This window comes from Pseudomonas sp. A25(2017) (assembly GCF_002001065.1).
GTDB classification, from domain to species: Bacteria; Pseudomonadota; Gammaproteobacteria; order Pseudomonadales; family Pseudomonadaceae; genus Aquipseudomonas; species Aquipseudomonas kilonensis.
Genome location: NZ_MUOA01000089.1, coordinates 23540 through 42062, shown reverse-complemented (window position 1 = coordinate 42062; position 18523 = coordinate 23540). Strand labels below are relative to the sequence as shown.

The 18523-nt window shown below is 63.1% G+C and carries 15 protein-coding genes; 10 read left to right on the top strand and 5 right to left on the bottom strand.

The genetic code is table 11. The features are described from left to right. The first annotated feature begins 164 nt into the window (after positions 1 to 164). Positions 165 to 1115: a GlxA family transcriptional regulator gene (locus B0E42_RS22635; RefSeq protein WP_053180506.1), complete on the top strand. Its 951-nt coding sequence runs from the start codon at positions 165 to 167 to the stop codon at positions 1113 to 1115. A gap of 183 nt (positions 1116 to 1298) precedes the next feature. Then, positions 1299 to 2789 carry a winged helix-turn-helix domain-containing protein gene (locus tag B0E42_RS22630; RefSeq protein WP_077507545.1) on the top strand — a complete coding sequence of 497 codons (1491 nt, stop codon included), beginning with the start codon at positions 1299 to 1301 and terminating at the stop codon, positions 2787 to 2789. On the opposite strand, the gene B0E42_RS22625 is transcribed toward B0E42_RS22630, so the two are convergent. Beyond that, complete coding sequence (locus tag B0E42_RS22625) at positions 2751 to 5540, bottom strand: winged helix-turn-helix domain-containing protein (RefSeq protein ID WP_077507542.1); 2790 nt, start codon at positions 5538 to 5540, stop codon at positions 2751 to 2753. The genes B0E42_RS22630 and B0E42_RS22625 overlap by 39 nt on opposite strands. Before the next feature lie 371 nt (positions 5541 to 5911). On the opposite strand from B0E42_RS22625, the gene B0E42_RS22620 reads away from it, so the two are divergent. The 7 genes from B0E42_RS22620 to B0E42_RS22590 all read left to right on the top strand — a co-directional run bounded on the left by B0E42_RS22620 (position 5912) and on the right by B0E42_RS22590 (position 12703). Next, positions 5912 to 6733 (top strand): alpha/beta fold hydrolase, encoded by an 822-nt coding sequence (locus B0E42_RS22620; protein ID WP_018609170.1) that lies wholly within the window; start codon positions 5912 to 5914, stop codon positions 6731 to 6733. A 130-nt stretch (positions 6734 to 6863) separates the two neighbouring features. Then, positions 6864 to 7817, top strand: a complete 954-nt coding sequence (locus B0E42_RS22615) for a LysR family transcriptional regulator (protein WP_018609171.1) — start codon at positions 6864 to 6866, stop codon at positions 7815 to 7817. Beyond that, positions 7814 to 8227 (top strand): DoxX family protein, encoded by a 414-nt coding sequence (locus B0E42_RS22610; RefSeq protein ID WP_053189341.1) that lies wholly within the window; start codon positions 7814 to 7816, stop codon positions 8225 to 8227. The genes B0E42_RS22615 and B0E42_RS22610 overlap by 4 nt, the downstream gene beginning before the upstream one ends. Continuing rightward, positions 8220 to 8846 (top strand): antibiotic biosynthesis monooxygenase, encoded by a 627-nt coding sequence (locus B0E42_RS22605; RefSeq protein ID WP_053180498.1) that lies wholly within the window; start codon positions 8220 to 8222, stop codon positions 8844 to 8846. The genes B0E42_RS22610 and B0E42_RS22605 overlap by 8 nt, the downstream gene beginning before the upstream one ends. A gap of 120 nt (positions 8847 to 8966) precedes the next feature. Beyond that, positions 8967 to 10805: an amidohydrolase gene (locus B0E42_RS22600; protein ID WP_053180496.1), complete on the top strand. Its 1839-nt coding sequence runs from the start codon at positions 8967 to 8969 to the stop codon at positions 10803 to 10805. Between the two features lie 148 nt (positions 10806 to 10953). After that, positions 10954 to 11583 carry an isochorismate family cysteine hydrolase YcaC gene (gene ycaC / locus B0E42_RS22595; RefSeq protein ID WP_030141308.1) on the top strand — a complete coding sequence of 210 codons (630 nt, stop codon included), beginning with the start codon at positions 10954 to 10956 and terminating at the stop codon, positions 11581 to 11583. A gap of 241 nt (positions 11584 to 11824) precedes the next feature. Further along, positions 11825 to 12703, top strand: coding sequence for a LysR family transcriptional regulator (locus B0E42_RS22590; protein ID WP_077507539.1), 879 nt, complete (start codon positions 11825 to 11827; stop codon positions 12701 to 12703). A gap of 56 nt (positions 12704 to 12759) precedes the next feature. On the opposite strand, the gene B0E42_RS22585 is transcribed toward B0E42_RS22590, so the two are convergent. Continuing rightward, a complete protein-coding gene (locus B0E42_RS22585) occupies positions 12760 to 13236 on the bottom strand; it encodes a hemerythrin domain-containing protein (protein WP_003203396.1) in 477 nt (158 codons plus the stop codon). 197 nt (positions 13237 to 13433) lie between these two features. Beyond that, the gene (locus tag B0E42_RS22580) at positions 13434 to 14543 is read right to left on the bottom strand and encodes an NAD(P)/FAD-dependent oxidoreductase (RefSeq protein ID WP_077507536.1); all 1110 of its coding nucleotides are present in this window, start codon (positions 14541 to 14543) and stop codon (positions 13434 to 13436) included. A 360-nt stretch (positions 14544 to 14903) separates the two neighbouring features. Here B0E42_RS22580 and B0E42_RS22575 point away from each other — a divergent pair, with 360 nt between their 5' ends. Further along, entirely contained in the window at positions 14904 to 15371 is a 468-nt protein-coding gene (locus tag B0E42_RS22575) for a GNAT family N-acetyltransferase (RefSeq protein WP_053189335.1), read from the top strand. 136 nt (positions 15372 to 15507) lie between these two features. Here the strand turns inward: B0E42_RS22575 and nuoN are convergent, their stop codons facing one another. Both nuoN and nuoM read right to left on the bottom strand, forming a co-directional pair. After that, the gene (nuoN, locus tag B0E42_RS22570; RefSeq protein ID WP_077507533.1) at positions 15508 to 16971 is read right to left on the bottom strand and encodes an NADH-quinone oxidoreductase subunit NuoN; all 1464 of its coding nucleotides are present in this window, start codon (positions 16969 to 16971) and stop codon (positions 15508 to 15510) included. A 7-nt stretch (positions 16972 to 16978) separates the two neighbouring features. Then, on the bottom strand, positions 16979 to 18511 hold the full coding sequence (nuoM, locus tag B0E42_RS22565) for an NADH-quinone oxidoreductase subunit M (protein ID WP_077507531.1): 1533 nt from the start codon (positions 18509 to 18511) through the stop codon (positions 16979 to 16981). Between the last annotated feature and the right edge of the window lie 12 nt (positions 18512 to 18523).

Below are 18523 nucleotides of genomic sequence, written 5' to 3'. Positions count from 1 at the left end.
GATCGTTAGCCTGACGATGAACCTGTGGGAGCGGGCTTGCTCGCGAAAGCGGCGTAACAAGCAATATTCTCATCGACTGACACACTGCTTTCGCGAGCAAGCCCGCTCCCACATGGGATCATCTGCTGCCTGCCGTTTCCCTGGATTTTTTGGCGTCTTTCCCGATGAAAACCGTTGCAATGGTGCTGTTCCCGGATTTCTTGCTGCTCGACATGGCCGGGCCCCTTGAGGTGTTTTCCATCGCCAATCGTTACCTCGCAGGGGATCTGCGTTATCAACTGCTGACCCTGGGGACCGAGCGCGGGGCGTTGCGGGCGTCCAATGGCGTGGCGGTGCAGGCCGATATCCATATCGACCAGGCATGGGCGGCCTATGACGTGTTGCTGGTACCGGGCGGGCCGGGGGCCTATAACGATCAGCATCCGGGGCTGCACACCTGGTTGCGGGCGGCGGCGCAACGGGCTACGCGCTACGGCTCCATCTGCACCGGGGCCTTTGTGCTCGGTGAGGCGGGTTTGCTCGACGGTTATCGCGTCACCACCCACTGGCATTACACCGAACGCCTGATCCAACGTTTCCCCAAGGCCCTGGTGGAAACCGACAAGATCTTCCTGCAGGACCGGCGCCTGATCACCTCCGGTGGTGTCACCGCCGGGATCGACCTGGCGCTGTCCATCGTCGCTCAGGACCACGGCCGTAAAGTCGCGTTGGACGTGGCCAAGGTGCTGCTGGTGGTGATGAAACGCCAGGGCGGACAGGCGCAGTTCAGCCCCTCGGTGGTGGCGGTGTCGACGCAGGAATCGGCCATTACCCGGGTGCAGAATCATGTGATGGAACATCTGGAAGAACCCTTCACCATCGAGCGCATGGCCGCGTTGGCCGCCATGAGTTCGCGGCATTTCGCCCGGGTCTTCGCCCGTGAAGTGAAGATGACGCCCATGGAGTTCCTGCAAGGCGCGCGCATCGACCGGGCGCGTCAGTTGCTGGAAACCACCGACCTGCCGCTCAAGACCGTGGCGTTTCGCAGTGGCTTCGGCAGTGTGCGGCATATGCGATTTTTGTTCAGTGAGAAGCTCGGTCTGACCCCGGTGCAGTATCGCCAGCAGTTCAGTTGAGCCATCGGTGTCCGTCCAGGGCACCGTGATGTCCGTGGCGCTCCCTGTGCCAGCATTGTCCTGAAGCCTGTGCCTGCCAAGATAACGACGAACCCTTTGGAAAGGATGCGCAGGAGCCAGGGCAGACGTGTTCGGTAATCCGCACGCTGACGCCCGCACCGGTTATCCGGCGCTGGATCGCCCATGAACAGTTTCGTCAAACCCGATAGCGAGCCGGCGGTGGGCTTCGGTCCGTTTGCCTTCTGCCGGCAGCAGCGGCTGGTCACCCGTGACGGCCAGCCCCTCGCGCTGGGCGGCCGTGCCCTGGATGTCCTGCAGGTGCTGGTGGAGCACGCCGGCCACTACGTCAGCAAGCAGACACTTATCGCCCACGTCTGGCCGGACAGCGTCGTGGAGGCCATCAACCTGCGGGTGCACATCGCGGCGCTGCGGCGGGCCTTTGGTGACGGGCGCGATGGCGCTCGCTATATCCTCAATCATCCTCGGCAAGGCTATTGCCTTGCGGTGCCCCTGGCGGTGCAAGAGCGCGTTGGGTCACCTTTCAGTCCCCAAACCGAACGGCACAACCTGCCCATGCGCTTGAGCCCGGTGGTGGGTCGCGACCACGTCCTGGGGCGGTTACTGGTGCAAGTGCCCCGTCAGTCACTGACCACAGTGACCGGCCCCGGCGGGGTCGGCAAGACCACCGTGGTGGTGCGGGTGGCGGAGCTGCTGCTCGAGCACTTTGAGGACGGTGCCTGGTTCGTTGACCTGGCGGCCGTCAGCGATCCCTCACAAGTAGTGGCGCAAGTGGCCGGTGTGCTGGGCGTGGAGCAGGGGGCTTTGGGCCGCGTCCTCGAACCCTGTCGGATGTTGCTGGTGCTCGACGGCTGCGAGCACCTGCTCGATGCCTGTCGGGAACTGGTCCAGACACTGGCTGCGGCGGCGCCCGGGGTGTCGCTGCTGCTCAGCAGTTGCGAACCCTTGGACTTGCCGGACGAAAGGATTGTGTCACTGCCGGGCCTGGCCGTGGCGTCGCCCCTGGAACCCGAGCACCAGATCGAGGCATGCCCGGCGGTGCAGTTGCTGATCGAGCGGGTGGGCGCCCGACAACAGGGATTCAAACCGGGTGGCCGCGACTGGCCGACCCTTGCACAGATCTGCCAGCGCCTGGACGGATTGCCGCTGGCGTTGGAATTGGCGGCGGCCCAGGTCGATGCGTTGGGGGTGGCCGGGGTCCTGGAACAACTGGATCACGGTTTATCACTCTTGAGCCACGGACGGCGTACGGCGGTGGCCCGGCATCGCAGCCTGGAGGCGGTGCTGGACTCGAGTTTCGAGCGGTTGAGCGCTGACGAACAAACCGCATTCCAGCGCCTGGCGGTGTTCGAAGGGCCGTTTACGCTCAAGGCGGCGCTGGCCGTGATCAGTTGCGCTGAACTGAGTGTGGGACAATTGCCCCCGCTGCTGTCGCGGCTGGCGAGCGTGTCGCTGCTGATGGTCGAGCCGCGTGCCGAAGGGGTTCGCTTCTACCTGCTCCACACCACTCGCACCTATGCCATGGACAAACTGCGGCGCAGTGGTCAGTGGCCTGTGTTTCATCGGCGTTACGTGCTGCAAGGTGCTTGGGGAGTCCGGCGTTCACGGCCTCAACCGTCAAGTCAACGTCTGGAGCAGCGCGCCGGCTTCCAATAGGTCGGGGGTTTCGAAACCTTCGGTGAAACGTCGATAGACGGGGCCGAGCAGTGCCTGCGCGGCATGCGCTTGCCCTTGGCGCTGCCACAAACGGGCCAGGGACGTGGCGCTGCGCAGTTCCCAGGCCAGGGCCTGGTGACGACGGGCGATGCCCAGGGCGGCCAGCAGTTGCGCTTCGGCTGCTTCTTCAAGAGACGGTTCGTTGCGGGCCAGCAAGGTCTCGGCATCGACCCGCAGGATCTCCGCCGAACACCAGCCCGCGGCGCCACTGCGCGCCCGATCGATTTGCGCCGGGCTGACGACGTCGCTGCGCAGGGTGACGGCGATGTCCTGGATCAAGCCGTTTGTCGGGCGCGTTGCCAGGGGCTGGCCATCGAATGCGTCGTCGTAATGGCAGGCCCAGTCATGGAACAGCATCACCGAATGTTTCTTGGCTTGCTGCTTCAGCAGGTCGAGCCTTTCTCGGGCGGTCGGATGATCGCCGGTGTAGTGGGCGATCACGCAACCGGCCAGCGCCAAGGTGTAGCAGATCGAAATGCCGTGGTTGATCTGCACGGCGATCTGCAGCGCCAGGTTGGCGGTGCGTCGGGCTTTCTCGGCAAAACCTTGCAGCCAGAGGATGCGCGCCAGAACCGTCAGCGCGGCCACGCTCTGATCGTATTGCACGCCGAAGCCGTGGCTGAAGCGGCTGAGGTGACCGCTCTGGGCCAGGCGCTGGATCACCTGTTCGGCTTCGCGCCGCGCCGCGCCCTGGTCGCCGGTGAAGTGCAACGCCAGCACCCGCAGGCGTTGGGTGCTCAAGGACAGGGTCGGGTCGCCCTGCAAGCCCAATCGGTCGAAATCCCGGCTGTGTGCCAGGGCCTGTTGGTAGTCACCGCAACTGAGGTCGACGGTCATTTGTCCGGACACGGCCCGCAGCTCGCCGGCCAGGTCCTGGCATTGCCGGGCCAGTTGCCGGGCCGTGGCGAAGGCGCGAACAGTGGCCGGTGTGCCGCCCTCGGTGTGGTAGTTGAAACTGGCGTGGGCCAGTTCCAGGGCCAGGGTCAAGCGCGGGCATGGCGCGGGACTGGCGCGCAACAATCGCAGCGCTTTGTTGACGTAGAGGCCGTGTTCCTTGAGCAGCGACAGCTCCTGCCAGAGGGGCAGGGTACGGGCGGTCAGGCGGATCGCGACGGCGTGTGAACCTTGCGGGCCCAAGCCTCGGTCGAGCGCCGCGCGGATGTCGTCGCGATAGTCGGCGTAGCGGGCGATCCACAGTCGGGTGGGGGTGTTTTCCCAATCGCTTTCCGCTTGCCCCATGAGCGCCAGGCAGCGCTCGGCGTGGCGTTCCTGGCTGGCCGCCAGTTCCCCGGCCTCGGCCAGTTGCTCCAAGGCATAGCGGCGGGTGGTGTCCAGCAGGCGATAACGCACCTCTTCATCGCCGATCTCTACATTGAGCAACGATTTGGCGACCAACTGGCTGACCGACACCAGCACCTGCTGGGGCGCGACATGCTGGCCGACGATCACCGCGGCGGCCGAGGCCAGGTTGAAACTGCCCATGAACACCGCCAGTCGCCGCAGGCAGGTCTGCTCGCAGGCCGTGAGCAAGGCGAAGCTCCAGTCCAGCGTGGCGCGCAGGGTTTGCTGGCGCGGTGCGGCGTCGGTGTCGTTGTGAAGCAGGGCGACGTTGTCTTGCAGTTGCCGGTGAAGTTCCTCCAGGGTGAAGCGGCCGAGTTGTCCGGCGGCCAGTTCGATGGCCAGGGGAATGCCATCCAGCCGCTGGCAGATGTCGATCACCAACGGCACCTCGCGGTCGGTCAGTTCGAAGTCGTCACGGCTGGCCATCGCCCGTTCGGCAAACAGTTGCAACGCCGGGTATTGCAGGGCGGGATAGCCCTCGATGGGCATCTCCCGAGGCGGGAACGCCAGGGCGTCCAGGCGTTGCACGTGTTCGCCTTCGGCGCGCAGGCCTTCGCGGCTGGTGGCCAGGATGTGCAGGTGAGGGGCGCCGCGTAGCAGGGTTTCGCTGAGCTGGGCGATGGCGTCGATCAGGTGCTCGCAGTTGTCGATCACCAGCAGCAGATGCCGCTCCCTGAGCTGCCGGGCGATGGCGTCCAGTGGATCGCCGTCCTGCAGTGGCAGGTCGAGCAATGCGCAGAGGTTGGGGGCGATCATGGCCGCATCGTTGAGCGACGCCAGGTCCAGCAGATGGGTGCCGTCACGGTAGTGGCCGATCAGCCGTTCAGCGACCCGCAGGGCAACGGTGGTCTTGCCGATGCCGCCGGTGCCGACCAGGGTAATGAAGCGTTTTCGCGGTAGCTGGGCCACCAGGTTTTCCACCAGGGCCTGGCGTCCGATCATGCGCGTGCGCTGCAGCGGCAGGTTGCGCGTCAAAGACGGATGAGGGATGTGCGCCCATTGGTCGAGCGGTTCGAATGACAGCGGCGCGACAAAGCTGTAGCCGCGCTGCGCCACGGTGACGATGTAGCGCTGCCCGGCCTGGCCATCCCCGAGGGCCTTGCGCAGTGCCGCGACGTGCACGCGCAGGTTGGTGTCTTCCACCACGCTCCTGGGCCAGACCCGGGCGATCAGTTGCTGCTTGCTCACCACCTCGCCAGCCTGTTCGAGCAACACCAGCAGAATCTCCACGGCCCGCCGTCCCAGGCGCAACGGTTGCTCACCCTCGAGCACCAGGCGCTGGCGAGGATGGACCCGGTAAGGGCCGAAATGCACCGTCTGTTCGACGGGCAGGCTGAGGAATTGGCTCATGTTGCTCTCAATGTTCTGGTCCCGGTGCCTGGGCTTTACCCGAGCATATTCCTCAGGTTTGGCTTCAAGCGCAACGGCGCAGATCCCTCACACCTACCTGACAGACACCGCGTTCCTGTGGCGAGGGGATTTATCCCCGCTGGGCTGCGTAGCAGCCCCAGAAGCCCCATCTGCAATAAGCCTGACACACCTAAATGTCAGTTCTTGGGACTGCTTCGCAGTCCAGCGGGGATAAATCCCCTCGCCACAAAAGCAATCTCCGCTGGTTTTTTTAACACCGCCGTTCCGAAAAAATTAACAACGTTTAACTCACGCAGGTGCCCCCCATGGCCGGACCATAAAGCGATCCACCCACCTCAAGGAGTCACGTCATGAGCACCTTCATTACCCGCGACGGCACCGAGATTTACTACAAGGACTGGGGCAGTGGTCAACCGGTGGTCTTCAGCCACGGCTGGCCGTTGAACTCGGACAGTTGGGAGGCGCAGATGATGTTCCTGGCGTCCAATGGCTACCGGGTGATCGCCCATGACCGCCGTGGGCACGGGCGCTCCAGCCAGCCCTGGGACGGCAACGACATGGACACCTACGCCGATGACCTGGCCGAGCTGATCGAGCGGCTGGACTTGAAGGACGCGGTGTTGCTCGGCTTCTCCACCGGCGGTGGCGAAGTGGCGCGCTACATCGGTCGCCATGGTGCTGCCCGTGTCGCCAAGCTCGGCCTGATTTCGGCGGTGACGCCGCTGATGCTCAAGACCCCGGCCAACCCCGGCGGTCTGCCTGTGGAAGTGTTCGACGGTTTCCGCCAGGCGTCCCTGGCCGACCGTTCTCAGCTATACAAAGATGTGGCCAGCGCGTTTTTCGGAGCCAACCGTCCGGGCGCCAAAGTCTCCCAAGGCATGATCGACTGGTTCTGGATGCAGGGCATGCTCGCCGGCCACAAGAACACCTACGACTGCATCAAGGCGTTCTCGGAGACCGATCTTTCCGAAGACCTGCGCAACATCGACGTGCCGACCCTGGTGGTCCATGGCGATGACGACCAGATGGTCCCCATCGAAGCTGCCGGCATTGCCGCCGCCAAGTTGCTCAAGCACTCGCAGCTGCTGATCTACCCCGGCGCGCCCCACGGCCTGACCGACACCCACAAGGACCGCCTGAACGCGGACCTGCTGGCGTTCATCCAGGGTTGACGCAAGCAAGCTAAGACCTGTGGGAGCGAGCCTGCTCGCGAAGGCGTCAGGACAGTAGATATGAATGCAAGCTGACCCACCGCCATCGCGAGCAGGCTCGCTCCCACAGTTAAAACGGGACCTCACACCCATGAACCGCAACGATTTACGCCGTCTCGACATGAACCTGCTGGTGATCTTCGAGGCGCTGATGTTCGAGAAAAACCTGACCCGCGTCGCCGAAAAGCTGTTCATGGGCCAGCCGGCGGTGAGCGCGGCGCTGGGGCGGCTGCGGGATCTGTTCGATGATCCGTTGCTGATCCGCCACGGTCGCGGCATGGAGCCGACGCCGCGGGCCCTGGCGATCCTGCAAGAGCTGCAACCGGCCATGGACACCATCTCTGGCGCGGTCAGCCGGGCCAAGGCGTTCGATCCGTCCACCAGTTGCGACGTGTTTCGCATCGGTCTGTCCGACGATGCCGAATTCGGCCTGTTTCCTCCATTGCTGAGCCAACTGCGCGAAGAAGCGCCGGGGATCATCGTGGTGGTGCGCCGGGCCAACTTCCTGCTGATGTCGTCGCTGCTGGCCAGCGGTGAAATCAGCGTCGGTGTCAGCTACACCACCGATCTGCCGGCCAATGCCAAGCGCAAGAAACTGCGGGACATTCCTTGCAAGGTCTTGCGTGGCGACAAGCGCCCGGGGCCGCTGACCCTGGATGAATACTGTTCGCGGCCCCACGCCATGGTTTCGTTTTCGGGCGACCTGAGCGGCAACATCGACCTGGACCTGGCCCGCATCGGCCGGACCCGCAAAGTGGTGCTGGCGGTGCCGCAATTCAGTGGGCTGCGGGCCTTGCTGGCCGGCACCGAGTTGATCGCCACCGTGCCCGACTATGCCGCCTGCGCGCTGGTGGAAGGCTGCGCGCTGCGTGCCGAGGACCCGCCGTTCGAGATCAATGCCGCCGAGCTGTCGATGGTCTGGAGCGGGGTGCATGACAACGACCCGGCCGAGCGCTGGCTGCGCTCGCGCATTGCCAGCCACATGTCCCAACCATTGCCGGCCGCTGCCGCTGCCTCGGCCGCCCCGGACGGAGCCCACCGATGAACCTGACCGATGAGCGCCCGTTGCAGGACCTGGGCTTGTTGTTCCTGCGCCTGAGCGGCGGGCTGTTCCTGCTGTGGGTCCATGGGCTGCCGAAGCTGTTGCACTACAGCGTCGAGCTGACCCGCATTGAAGACCCGTTTCACTTGGGCGCGGCGCCGACTCTGATCCTGGCGATTTTCGCCGAGGTGCTGTGTCCACTGCTGATCATGGCCGGTGTGCTGGTGCGCCTGGCGTGCCTGCCGATCCTGTTCCTGCTGGCGGTGGCGCTGCTGCTGGTGCACCCGCAGTGGAGCCTGGAAGAAGGCCAGTTTGGCTGGTTGCTGCTGATTGTATTTACCAGCGTGTTCATTGCCGGCCCTGGACGCCTGGCGCTGAACACGCGTTTTGATGGAGTGCTTCGCCATGTCTGAATCCCGAACTCTGGAATCCACCGCAAGCCCGGCAGTGCCCGGTTTCGATGAAATCGTCACCTTGGTGGTCAAGCACCGGATCAAGGTTGGACAGAACGATGCCTACGAGGCCTGGTTGCGGCGCATCGTGACTGTGGCCGGTCAGTGGCCGGGGCACTTGGGCGTCGATGTGGTCCGGGGCAAGCAGGATGGGTTGTCGCTGTTTACCTGCGTGCTGCGTTTTCGCTCCACCGAGGCCATGCAGCGCTGGCTGGACTCCGCCGAGCGGCGTGAATTAGTGGCCGAGGCCGCGCCACTGTTGGCCGACGGCGATCAGATTGAGGTCGGTTCCCATAAGGAATTCTGGTTCGCCCCGCTGGCCGATGCCGCCACGCCACCGCCGCGCTGGAAACAATCGGTGGTGACGCTATTGGTCATCCTGCCCCACACCTTGCTGGTGCCGTTGCTCTGGGGCCCGTTGCTGCAACTCAACGCGTTTCTGTCCAACTACGTGGTCGCCACGTTCCTGATCACAGTGACCATCGTGCTTTCGGTGGTGTACGTGTGCATGCCGCTGGCGACCCGCCTGTTCGCGCCGTGGCTGGAAGCGTCCAAGGCCCATGAACACCTGGAGCCCTAAGCAGCGCCGAACTTTTGTGACAAGCACTGTTGTGGCGAGGGGATTTATCCCCGTGGGATCGCGAAGCGATCCCTCTAAATGTCGCCGCCTATCGATTCATTTATCGTCAAAGGAAATCCCATGAACGCCGATCTGATTCTGTTCAATGGCCAGTTCCATACCGTCGACCGCGAGAAACCGCGCGCCAGTGCGGTTGCCATCAGCCAGGGCCGCTTCGTTGCCGTGGGCACCGACGCCGAGGCTATGGCCTTGCGCGGCAGCGGCACCCAGCTCATCGACCTCAAGGGCCGCACGGTCATTCCTGGGCTCAACGACTCGCACTTGCACCTGATCCGCGGCGGCCTGAACTACAACCTGGAGCTGCGCTGGGAAGGCGTGCCGTCCCTGGCCGATGCCTTGCGCATGCTCAAGGACCAGGCCGACCGCACGCCAACACCGCAATGGGTGCGCGTGGTGGGCGGCTGGAACGAATTCCAGTTCGCCGAAAAACGCATGCCGACCCTGGAAGAGCTAAACCAGGCCGCTCCCGATACGCCGGTGTTCGTGCTGCACCTGTATGACCGTGCCTTGCTCAACCGGGCCGCGCTGCGGGTGGCCGGCTACACCCGTGACACGCCGAACCCACCGGGTGGCGAGATCGTGCGTGACAGCAAGGGCGAGCCCACCGGCATGCTGGTGGCGCGGCCCAACGCGATGATTCTTTACTCGACGCTGGCCAAGGGACCGAAGCTGCCGCTGGAATATCAGGTCAACTCCACCCGCCAATTCATGCGTGAACTCAATCGCCTGGGCCTGACCAGTGCCATCGATGCCGGCGGCGGCTTCCAGAATTACCCGGACGACTACGCAGTGATCGAGCAGTTGGCCCGCGAGCAGCAGTTGACGGTGCGCATCGCCTACAACCTGTTCACCCAGAAACCCAAGGAAGAACTCAGCGACTTCAAGAACTGGACCGGCAGCGTCAAGTTGCACCAGGGCGATGATTTCCTGCGGCACAACGGCGCCGGGGAAATGCTGGTGTTCTCGGCAGCGGATTTCGAGGACTTCCTCGAACCGCGTCCGGATCTGCCGCCCGGCATGGAGCAAGACCTGGAACCGGTGGTCCGGCACCTGGTGGAGCAGCGCTGGCCGTTCCGCCTGCATGCCACCTACGACGAATCCATCAGCCGCATGCTCGATGTGTTCGAAAAGGTCAACCGCGACATTCCGTTCAACGGCCTGCCCTGGTTTTTCGATCACGCCGAGACCATCACGCCGAAGAACATCGAGCGCGTACGGGCGTTGGGCGGCGGGATTGCGATCCAGGATCGCATGGCCTTCCAGGGTGAATACTTCGTCGACCGCTACGGCGCCAAGGCCGCCGAAGCCACGCCGCCGATCAAGCGCATGTTGGCCGAAGGCGTGCCGGTGGGCGCCGGCACCGACGCCACCCGCGTCTCCAGCTACAACCCGTGGACCTCGTTGTACTGGATGGTCAGCGGTCGCACCGTCGGCGGCCTTTCGTTGCACGAAGAGGGCCTGCCGCGCCTGACTGCGTTGGAACTGTTTACCCACGGCAGTGCCTGGTTCTCGTCGGAGCAGGGCAAGAAAGGCCAGATCAAGGTCGGCCAACTGGCAGACCTGGCGGCCCTGAGCGCGGATTTCTTCAGCGTCGAGGAAGAAGCCATCAAGTGGATCGAGTCGGTGCTGACCGTGGTCGACGGCAAGGTGGTGTATGCCGCCGGCGACTTCGAAAAACTCGGGCCGGCCAGCGTCCCGGTGCTGCCCGACTGGTCGCCGGTGGTCAAGGTCCCGGGCCACTGGCGCCCGACGTCACCGTTGCAGGCTCAGGTCCACCAGTGCAGCGGTCCGTGCACGGTGCATTCCCACAGCCATGAACGGGCACGATTGTCGAACGTCCCGGTCAGCGATTTCCAAGGCTTCTGGGGCGCGTTTGGCTGTTCCTGCTTTGCCTTTTGACTGAGTACAAACACCTATCCCCTGTGGGAGCGGGCTTGCTCGCGAAAGCGGTGTGTCAGCTTGCAAGGTTGTTGGATGTGACGACGCCTTCGCGAGCAAGCCCGCTCCCACATTGGGTTCATAGCATCCATCCCAAAGGAGTCATCCCATGAGCAACGTTCCCGCCTACAACCGTCTGAACAAAGACGACGCGGTCGTCCTGCTGGTCGATCACCAGACCGGCCTGATTTCCCTGGTCCAGGACTTCTCGCCCAACGAGTTCAAGAACAACGTGCTGGCCTTGGCCGACCTGGCGAAGTTCTTTGGACTGCCGACCATCCTGACCACGAGCTTCGAACAAGGCCCTAACGGCCCGATCGTGCCGGAGCTCAAGGAAATGTTCCCGGACGCGCCGTACATCCCGCGTCCAGGCCAGATCAATGCCTGGGACAACGAAGATTTCGTCAAGGCGATCAAGGCCACCGGCCGCAAGCAACTGATCATCGCTGGCGTGGTCACCGACGTCTGCGTGGCGTTCCCGACCCTGTCGGCGCTGGCTGAAGGTTTCGACGTGTTCGTGGTGACCGACGCCTCGGGTACGTTCAACGAAACCGTGCAACAGGCCGCTTGGGTACGCATGACCGCTGCCGGCGCGCAGATGATGAACTGGTTCTCGGTGGCCTGTGAGCTGCACCGCGACTGGCGCAACGACATCGAAGGCCTGGGCAACCTGCTGTCCCAGCGTATTCCGAACTACCGCAACCTGATGAACAGCTACTCGGCGCTGACGGCCAAGTAAGCGGTCCATGCTCAATGACGCCCGCCTTGTGCGGGCGTTTTTTTGTTTGGCATTAGCGCCTCGCAAATTGTGCCGACGCTATCGCGAGCAAGCTTTGCTCCCACAGGTTTCCCCACAGATCCAATGTGGGAGCAAAGCTTGCTCGCGATGACGGTGGCACATCCCCACAGCTAGGCAATCAGACTCACCAAGACCACAATGCCCAGCCAATCCCCCCTGACTGTCCACCCCAGGAATGACAATGAATCCCTTCGAAGAAATGCGCATCTTTGCCCAGGTCATGGAGTCGGGCAGTTTCACCGCGGCGGCGGAAAAACTGGGACTGTCCAAGCAGTTCGTCAGCCGCAAGCTGATGGAACTGGAACAGCGCCTGGGTGTGCGCCTGCTCAATCGCTCGACCCGGCGGTTGGACGTCACGCCCCTGGGTCAGCGCTATTACGAAGCGGCGCTGCGCCTGCTCAATGACGTTGAACAGGTGGAGCAGGGCATCAGCGGCCAGACTAGCGAGCCTCGCGGCACCCTTCGCCTCAGTGCGCCGCTGTCCTTCGCGGTGGCGCACCTGGGCAGCCTGCTGCCGCTGTTCCTGCAGCGCTATCCGGGCGTCAGCGTCGAGGTGGACCTGAGCGACCGCTCGGTGGATCTGCTGGGGGAGGGCTATGACCTGGCACTGCGCATCGGCGTGCTGGAGGATTCGACGCTGATTGCCCGGCGCATCGCGACCATCGAGCGGGTGTACTGCGCCAGCCCCACCTACCTGGCGCAAAAAGGCACACCCGTGCGGCCTGAAGACCTGCGCAATCACGACTGCTTGCCCTATGGTCACAGCCGTCAGGTGCAGTGGCGTTTCGTGGGGGCCGGCAAACCGCTGACCCTGGAGGTCACGGGACGCATGCGCGCCAATAATGGGGATTTGCTCAGGGACGCGGCCATCGCCGGGATGGGCATCACCTATCTGCCCGCTTTCATCCTCGGCGATGCCTTGAAGGATGGGCGGCTGATCAAGGTCCTGGAAGGCTTCGAGACCGAACCGTTGGCGCTGTCGGCGGTGTATCCCCAGCATCGACAAAGTGCACGCCCGGTGCAGGCGTTGGTGGAGTTCTTGCGCGAACAAATGCAATAAAGCGCCGCAACGCATTCAGCCGTCACATGACGGCTGAAGCATCTACGGCGCTTTGATCAGGCGGCGAGGTTGGCGCTGCTCAGTTCTTTTTTGTACTGCGCTTTCATGGTTTCCATGTCTGCACCTAAGGCATCGAGTTTGGCCTTGCCCAGCAGTTTTTTCGCGTGGGGGAACATTTCCTTTTCTTCTTCCTCGATGTGGTGCTCAAGCAGTTCCTTGACCACTTTCACCCGACCGGCGAATTCCGGCTGGGTGGGATCGGTGGCTTTCAGGTCCGGCAGCACCAGCGAGTCGACGGTACGGTGTTCTTCCTTGGCCTCGTAATACATTTCGGCCTCGTCCTTGCCACCGGCCTGCTTGAAAGCCGGATAAAGAATTTCTTCTTCGAGGCGGGTGTGGATGGAAATTTCCATTTCCAGTTTCGCCAACAGGTCGGTACGTTTTTTCACGGCACGTTCGGTCGACTCGCTCAGTTGAGTCAGGATGGCTTTGACGCGTTCGTGGTCGGCTTTCAACAGATCGATGGCATTCATAGGTAGCTCCTCGGCAATACACGGATGCGGGCAGGCTTCGAGCGCCAACGCCGCGTAGGAGCTGAATTGCATCAGCTGTGCCAGCCGAAGATCGATTTAAAACCCTTTAAAAACAATAAGTTGCAAGGATAATAATTTCCGGGGTCGTGCAAGCTGCATGAGCGGGGTGCAAAACGCGTTGCACTTTGCGCTGGTGGCTAGACATGTTCGATCCGTTGTCGGACCCGGCTGGCGAGTGCCAGGCAGGACGTCAGCCCGGGCGATTCGATCCCGAGCAGGTTGATCAACCCTGGCACCCGGTGTTCGGCCTCGCTGCTGATGACAAAGTCGCGGGTCGGTTCGCCGGGCGCGGAGATCTTCGGGCGGATGCCGCTGTAGGCCGGTTGCAGGCTCTGGTCCGGCAGGCCCGGCCAATAACTGCGGATCGCCGGGTAAAACGCTTCGGCCCGGGCCGGATCCACTCGGTAGTCCTCGCCCTCGACCCATTCGGTGTCCGGCCCGAAACGCGCCTGGCCGGCCAGGTCCAGCGTCATGTGGATGCCCAGGCCGGCGGCTTCCGGGGCGGGATAGACCAAGTGCCGGAACGGTGCCCGCCCGGTGAGGCTGAAGTAGTTGCCCTTGCACAAAAAGTCCTCGGGCACCGATTGCATCTCCAGGCCTTCGATGCGGCGGGCGAGGGCGGGTGCCTGGAGGCCGGCGGCGTTGATCAGCAGGCGACAGGACAGGGTCATCTGCGCCGTGCCGCCCAATTCCAGCATGAACCTCCCGGTGATGACGCGAGTACCCAGCAAAGGCGTGTGGAAAGCAATGTTCGCCCCGGCCGCTTCGGCGTCACCCAGCAAGGCCAGCATCAGAGCGTGGGAATCGACGATACCGGTGGAAGGCGAATACAGCGCGGCGACACAGGACAGGGCCGGTTCCAAAGCCTGCGCCTGTTCTTGGTCGAGCAGGCGCAGGTCGTCCACGCCGTTCATCAAGCCCCGCTCAAGCAATGTCTCGAGTCCGGCCACCTGCGCCTGATCCGTGGCAACGATCAACTTGCCGAGCCGGCGGGTGGCGACGCCGTGGCTTTCGCAATAGTCATACAGCCGTCGCCGGCCTTCGACGCACAACTGCGCCTTGAGACTGCCCGGTGGGTAATAGATGCCCGCGTGGATGACTTCGGAGTTGCGCGAACTGATGCCCATGCCGATGGCTTCGGCCGCTTCGATCAGCAGCACTTCATGACCGGCCCGGGCCATTTCCCGTGCCACGGCGAGCCCGACGACCCCCGCGCCTACGACGACGCACTCGATATCGACATTCAATGTTGTTTCTCCTTCACGGCTTGCAGGTTGCGGGTTGAGGATAGCCCTGCTTGGGTAGTGGGTGTGGCGTGGACTCGATGTATGCTCCCGGTACTCAAAAGCTTGCAGGGACATGCGCACGACACCTGGCCAAAAGCGCACGTTCCGCAAAGCCGCTTCGAGATTGACTTGCCTGGCCATCCTCAGCACTATCTGCCCATGATTTACACACGCCGAATGAACATGATGTGTTCCTCCATGACCGCTTCTGGCGGGCCATGAGGTCATGCGTGCATAGAATTTGACGTGTTACCCCAAGCCCCGCCAGAGATGGACGGGGCTTTTTAGTTCTCCGTCCGAACATGGCTGACGGAGAGTGAAATGTTCGAGATTAGACGAGCCAGACACAGCGATTCCCAAACGGCATTCGACATTCGCCGTCTAGCGATCCAGCACCAATGCATCGGCGCCTATACCGAGACGCAGCTATTGGCGTGGACGGCGGGTGCGGCCGAGGATGGCTATCACACACTGATGGAGAAGCACTTCTATCTGGGCTGTATAGACGCAGAGCCAGTGGCGACAGGCATGCTTGATCTGGAGAACAGCGAAATTGGCGCGATCTTTGTGCATCCTGATTTTATGCAACGGGGTATCGGCAGGAGAATCCTGGATCATCTCGAATGCCTCGCGCGAGGGTTGGGCCTGGAAGAAGTCAAGCTTGATGCGACTTTGAATGCGGCGGACTTTTACCGACGCTGCGGTTTTGTGGGTGAGGTACCTGCGATCTACCATTCCCCTTCGGGGCTTCAACTGGCGTGTGTTCCCATGGTTAAGGGGCTTTTATAGGAAGGTTTGATTGATCGCATAAGAACTGGAGCAAGAAAGGCTGCGATCACGGGTTTCTGAAAATCCATCATCCCCCAAACGCAGAAACGGCACCCAAAGGTGCCGTTTCTGTTTTCTACGAGCTACCGCTACGCGATCAGCCCGTCAAACCAGCCTGCTGAACCAGCGTCAGCAACGGCTGCGGGTACACACCGAGGAAGAACGCCAGTGCGGCGATGGCCAGCAGCATCACGCCGCCTGCCTTCTGTTCCCAGTGCAACTCGGCGTCGTGGCGACGCAGGTTCGGTTCCATCAGGTACAGGGTGACCATGACGCGCAGGTAGTAGAACACGCCGATGGCACTGCCCAGCACCAGGGAGCCGACCAGCCACCATTGGTGAGCCTCGACGCCGGTGGCGATGATGTAGAACTTGCCGATGAAGCCGGCGGTCAGCGGGATGCCGGCCAGGGACAGCATCATCACGGTCAGCACGGCGGTCAGGTACGGACGGCGCCAGAACAGGCCGCGGTATTCGTACAGGGCATCGGCGTCGCGGCCGTTGTACGGCGAGGACATCAGGGTGATCACGCCGAACGCGCCGAGGCTGGTGATCACGTAGGTGACCAGGTACACGCCGATGGCTTCCACGGCCAGGCCTTTGCTGGCGATCAGGGCGATCAGCAGGTAGCCGAAGTGGGCGATGGACGAGTAACCCAGCAGACGCTTGAGGTTGCTTTGGGTCAGTGCCAGCAGGTTACCGAACAGGATCGACGCGATGGCGATGATGGTCAGCACGTTGCTCAGCACACCGCTGCTGGCCACTGGCGAGATCTGGAACAGCCGCACCATGACCGCGAACACCGCCACTTTCGACGCGGTGGCCAGGAACGCCGCCACTGGCGCCGGGGCGCCTTCGTAGACGTCCGGGGTCCAGAGGTGGAACGGTACCAGCGACAGCTTGAACGCCAGGCCGATCAGCATCATGCCCAGGCCCAGTTGCGCGATCGGGCTAGGCAGGCCGGTGGCCGCCAGGGCCTGGCCGATGCCGACGAAGCTCAGGGTGCCGGCTTCGGCGTAGAGCAGGGCCATGCCGAACAACAGGAACGCGGAACCGGCCGCCGACAGCACCATGTACTTGATGCCGGCTTCCAGGGAGCGCTTGTTGAAGAAGGCGTAGGCCACCAGGCCGTAGACCGGTACCGAGAGCAGTTCCAGGCCGATGAACAGGCTGGCCAGGTGCTGCGCGCTGACCAGGACCAGGCCACCGGCGGCGGCCATCAGGATCAGCAGGTACAGTTCTTCGCGGTTGCCCGGGTAACCCGAACCGCCATCGCCGAGGTAGGCGTGGGCGAGGGTGACGCAGGCCAGGGTGGCGACCAGGATCAACGCCATGTAGAGGCAGGCGAAGCTGTCGACCTGTATCAGCGGGGTGACCGCCAGTGGCGCGACTTTCAGGGCCGGCAGGATCGACAGCAGGGCCAGGTTCAGCCCCGCCACCGACAGCAGGAAGGTCTGTGAGTGATTGCGCCGCCAGGCGATCGCCAGCATCACCACGATGATCGTGGCGCTGGTGATCAACAGCGGCGCAAGCGCGATAAAGTGTTGAATCGTGAATTCCATAGCGCTCTTACCGGGCCGAAGCGAGTTGAGAGAAGGCGGTGCCGAGCCACTGCTGCACGCCATGCATCGTGGCGGCAGAGGTGTCGAGGAACGGTTGCGGGAAAACGCCGAGGTAAACCAGCAGCACCGCAAGGCCGAGCACCATGATCAGTTCGCGACCGTCCATGCCACGCAGCACTTCGTCCGACTTGGTCGGGCCGAAGTAGGCACGGTGGATCATGATCAGCGAGTAGACCGAACCGAACACCAGGCCGGAAGTGGCGATGGCGGTGATCCACGGAGCGCTGGCGAACGTGCCGATCAGGATCAGGAACTCGCCGACGAAGTTGCCAGTGCCCGGCAGGCCCAGGGAAGCGGCTGCGAAGAACAGGCTGATGGCCGGCAGGTAGGCGATGCGCGACCACAGGCCACCCATCTCACGCATGTCCCGGGTGTGCAGGCGCTCGTACAACTGGCCGCTGAGGATAAACAGCGCTGCCGCCGACAGGCCGTGAGCCAACATCTGGATCACCGCGCCTTGCAGGGCGAGCTGGCTGCCGGAGTAGATCCCGATCAGCACGAAGCCCATGTGCGAAACGCTGGAGAACGCGATCAGGCGCTTGATGTCGGTCTGGGCGAATGCCAGGAACGCACCGTAGAAAATCCCGATCAGGCCCAGGGTCATGGCGATCGGCGCGAACTCGGCCGAAGCGTTGGGGAACAGCGGCAGGGCAAAGCGCAGCAGGCCGTAGGCCGCGGTCTTGAGCAAGATACCCGCCAGGTCCACGGAACCTGCGGTCGGCGCCTGGGCGTGAGCGTCGGGCAGCCAGGAGTGGAACGGCACCACCGGCAGCTTCACCGCGAAGGCGATGAAGAAGCCGAGCATCAGCACGTACTCGGTGGTCTTGGACATCTGCACTTTCAACAGGTCGGCGTAGTTGAAGGTAATCACACCGGTGTTGTTGAAGTTGACCAGCACCAGGCCAAGGATCGCCACCAACATGATCAGGCCGGAAGCCTGGGTGAAGATGAAGAACTTGGTCGCCGCGTAGATCCGGGTTTTCTTGCCGTCCGAAGAACTGTGACCCCAGAGCGCGATGAGGAAGTACATCGGCACCAGCATCATTTCCCAGAAGAAGAAGAACATGAACAGGTCCAGCGCCAGGAACACGCCGATGACGCCGCCCAGGATCCACATCAGGTTCAGGTGGAAGAAACCCACATGACGCTGGATCTCTTTCCAGGAGCAGAGTACCGAGAGGATACCCAGCAGGCCGGTCAGCAGGATCATCAGCAGCGACAGGCCGTCGAGGGCCAGGTGCACGCTGATGCCGAAGCGCGCGATCCAGACGTGCTTGAATTCAAGCGCCCAGGTCGGATCGGCGCCAGGAGCCGGAGCAAATGAATAGTCGCCGGTCGCCCACAGCCAGAGGCCGAGCGCGAGTTCCAGGGACATGGTCAGCAGCGCAATCCAGCGCGGGAGCGTGGAGCTGGAGCGCTCCGCGATCCAGCACAGCAGGCCGCCGATGAAGGGGATCAGGATTAGCCAGGGCAGAATCATGACGGGCTCGTT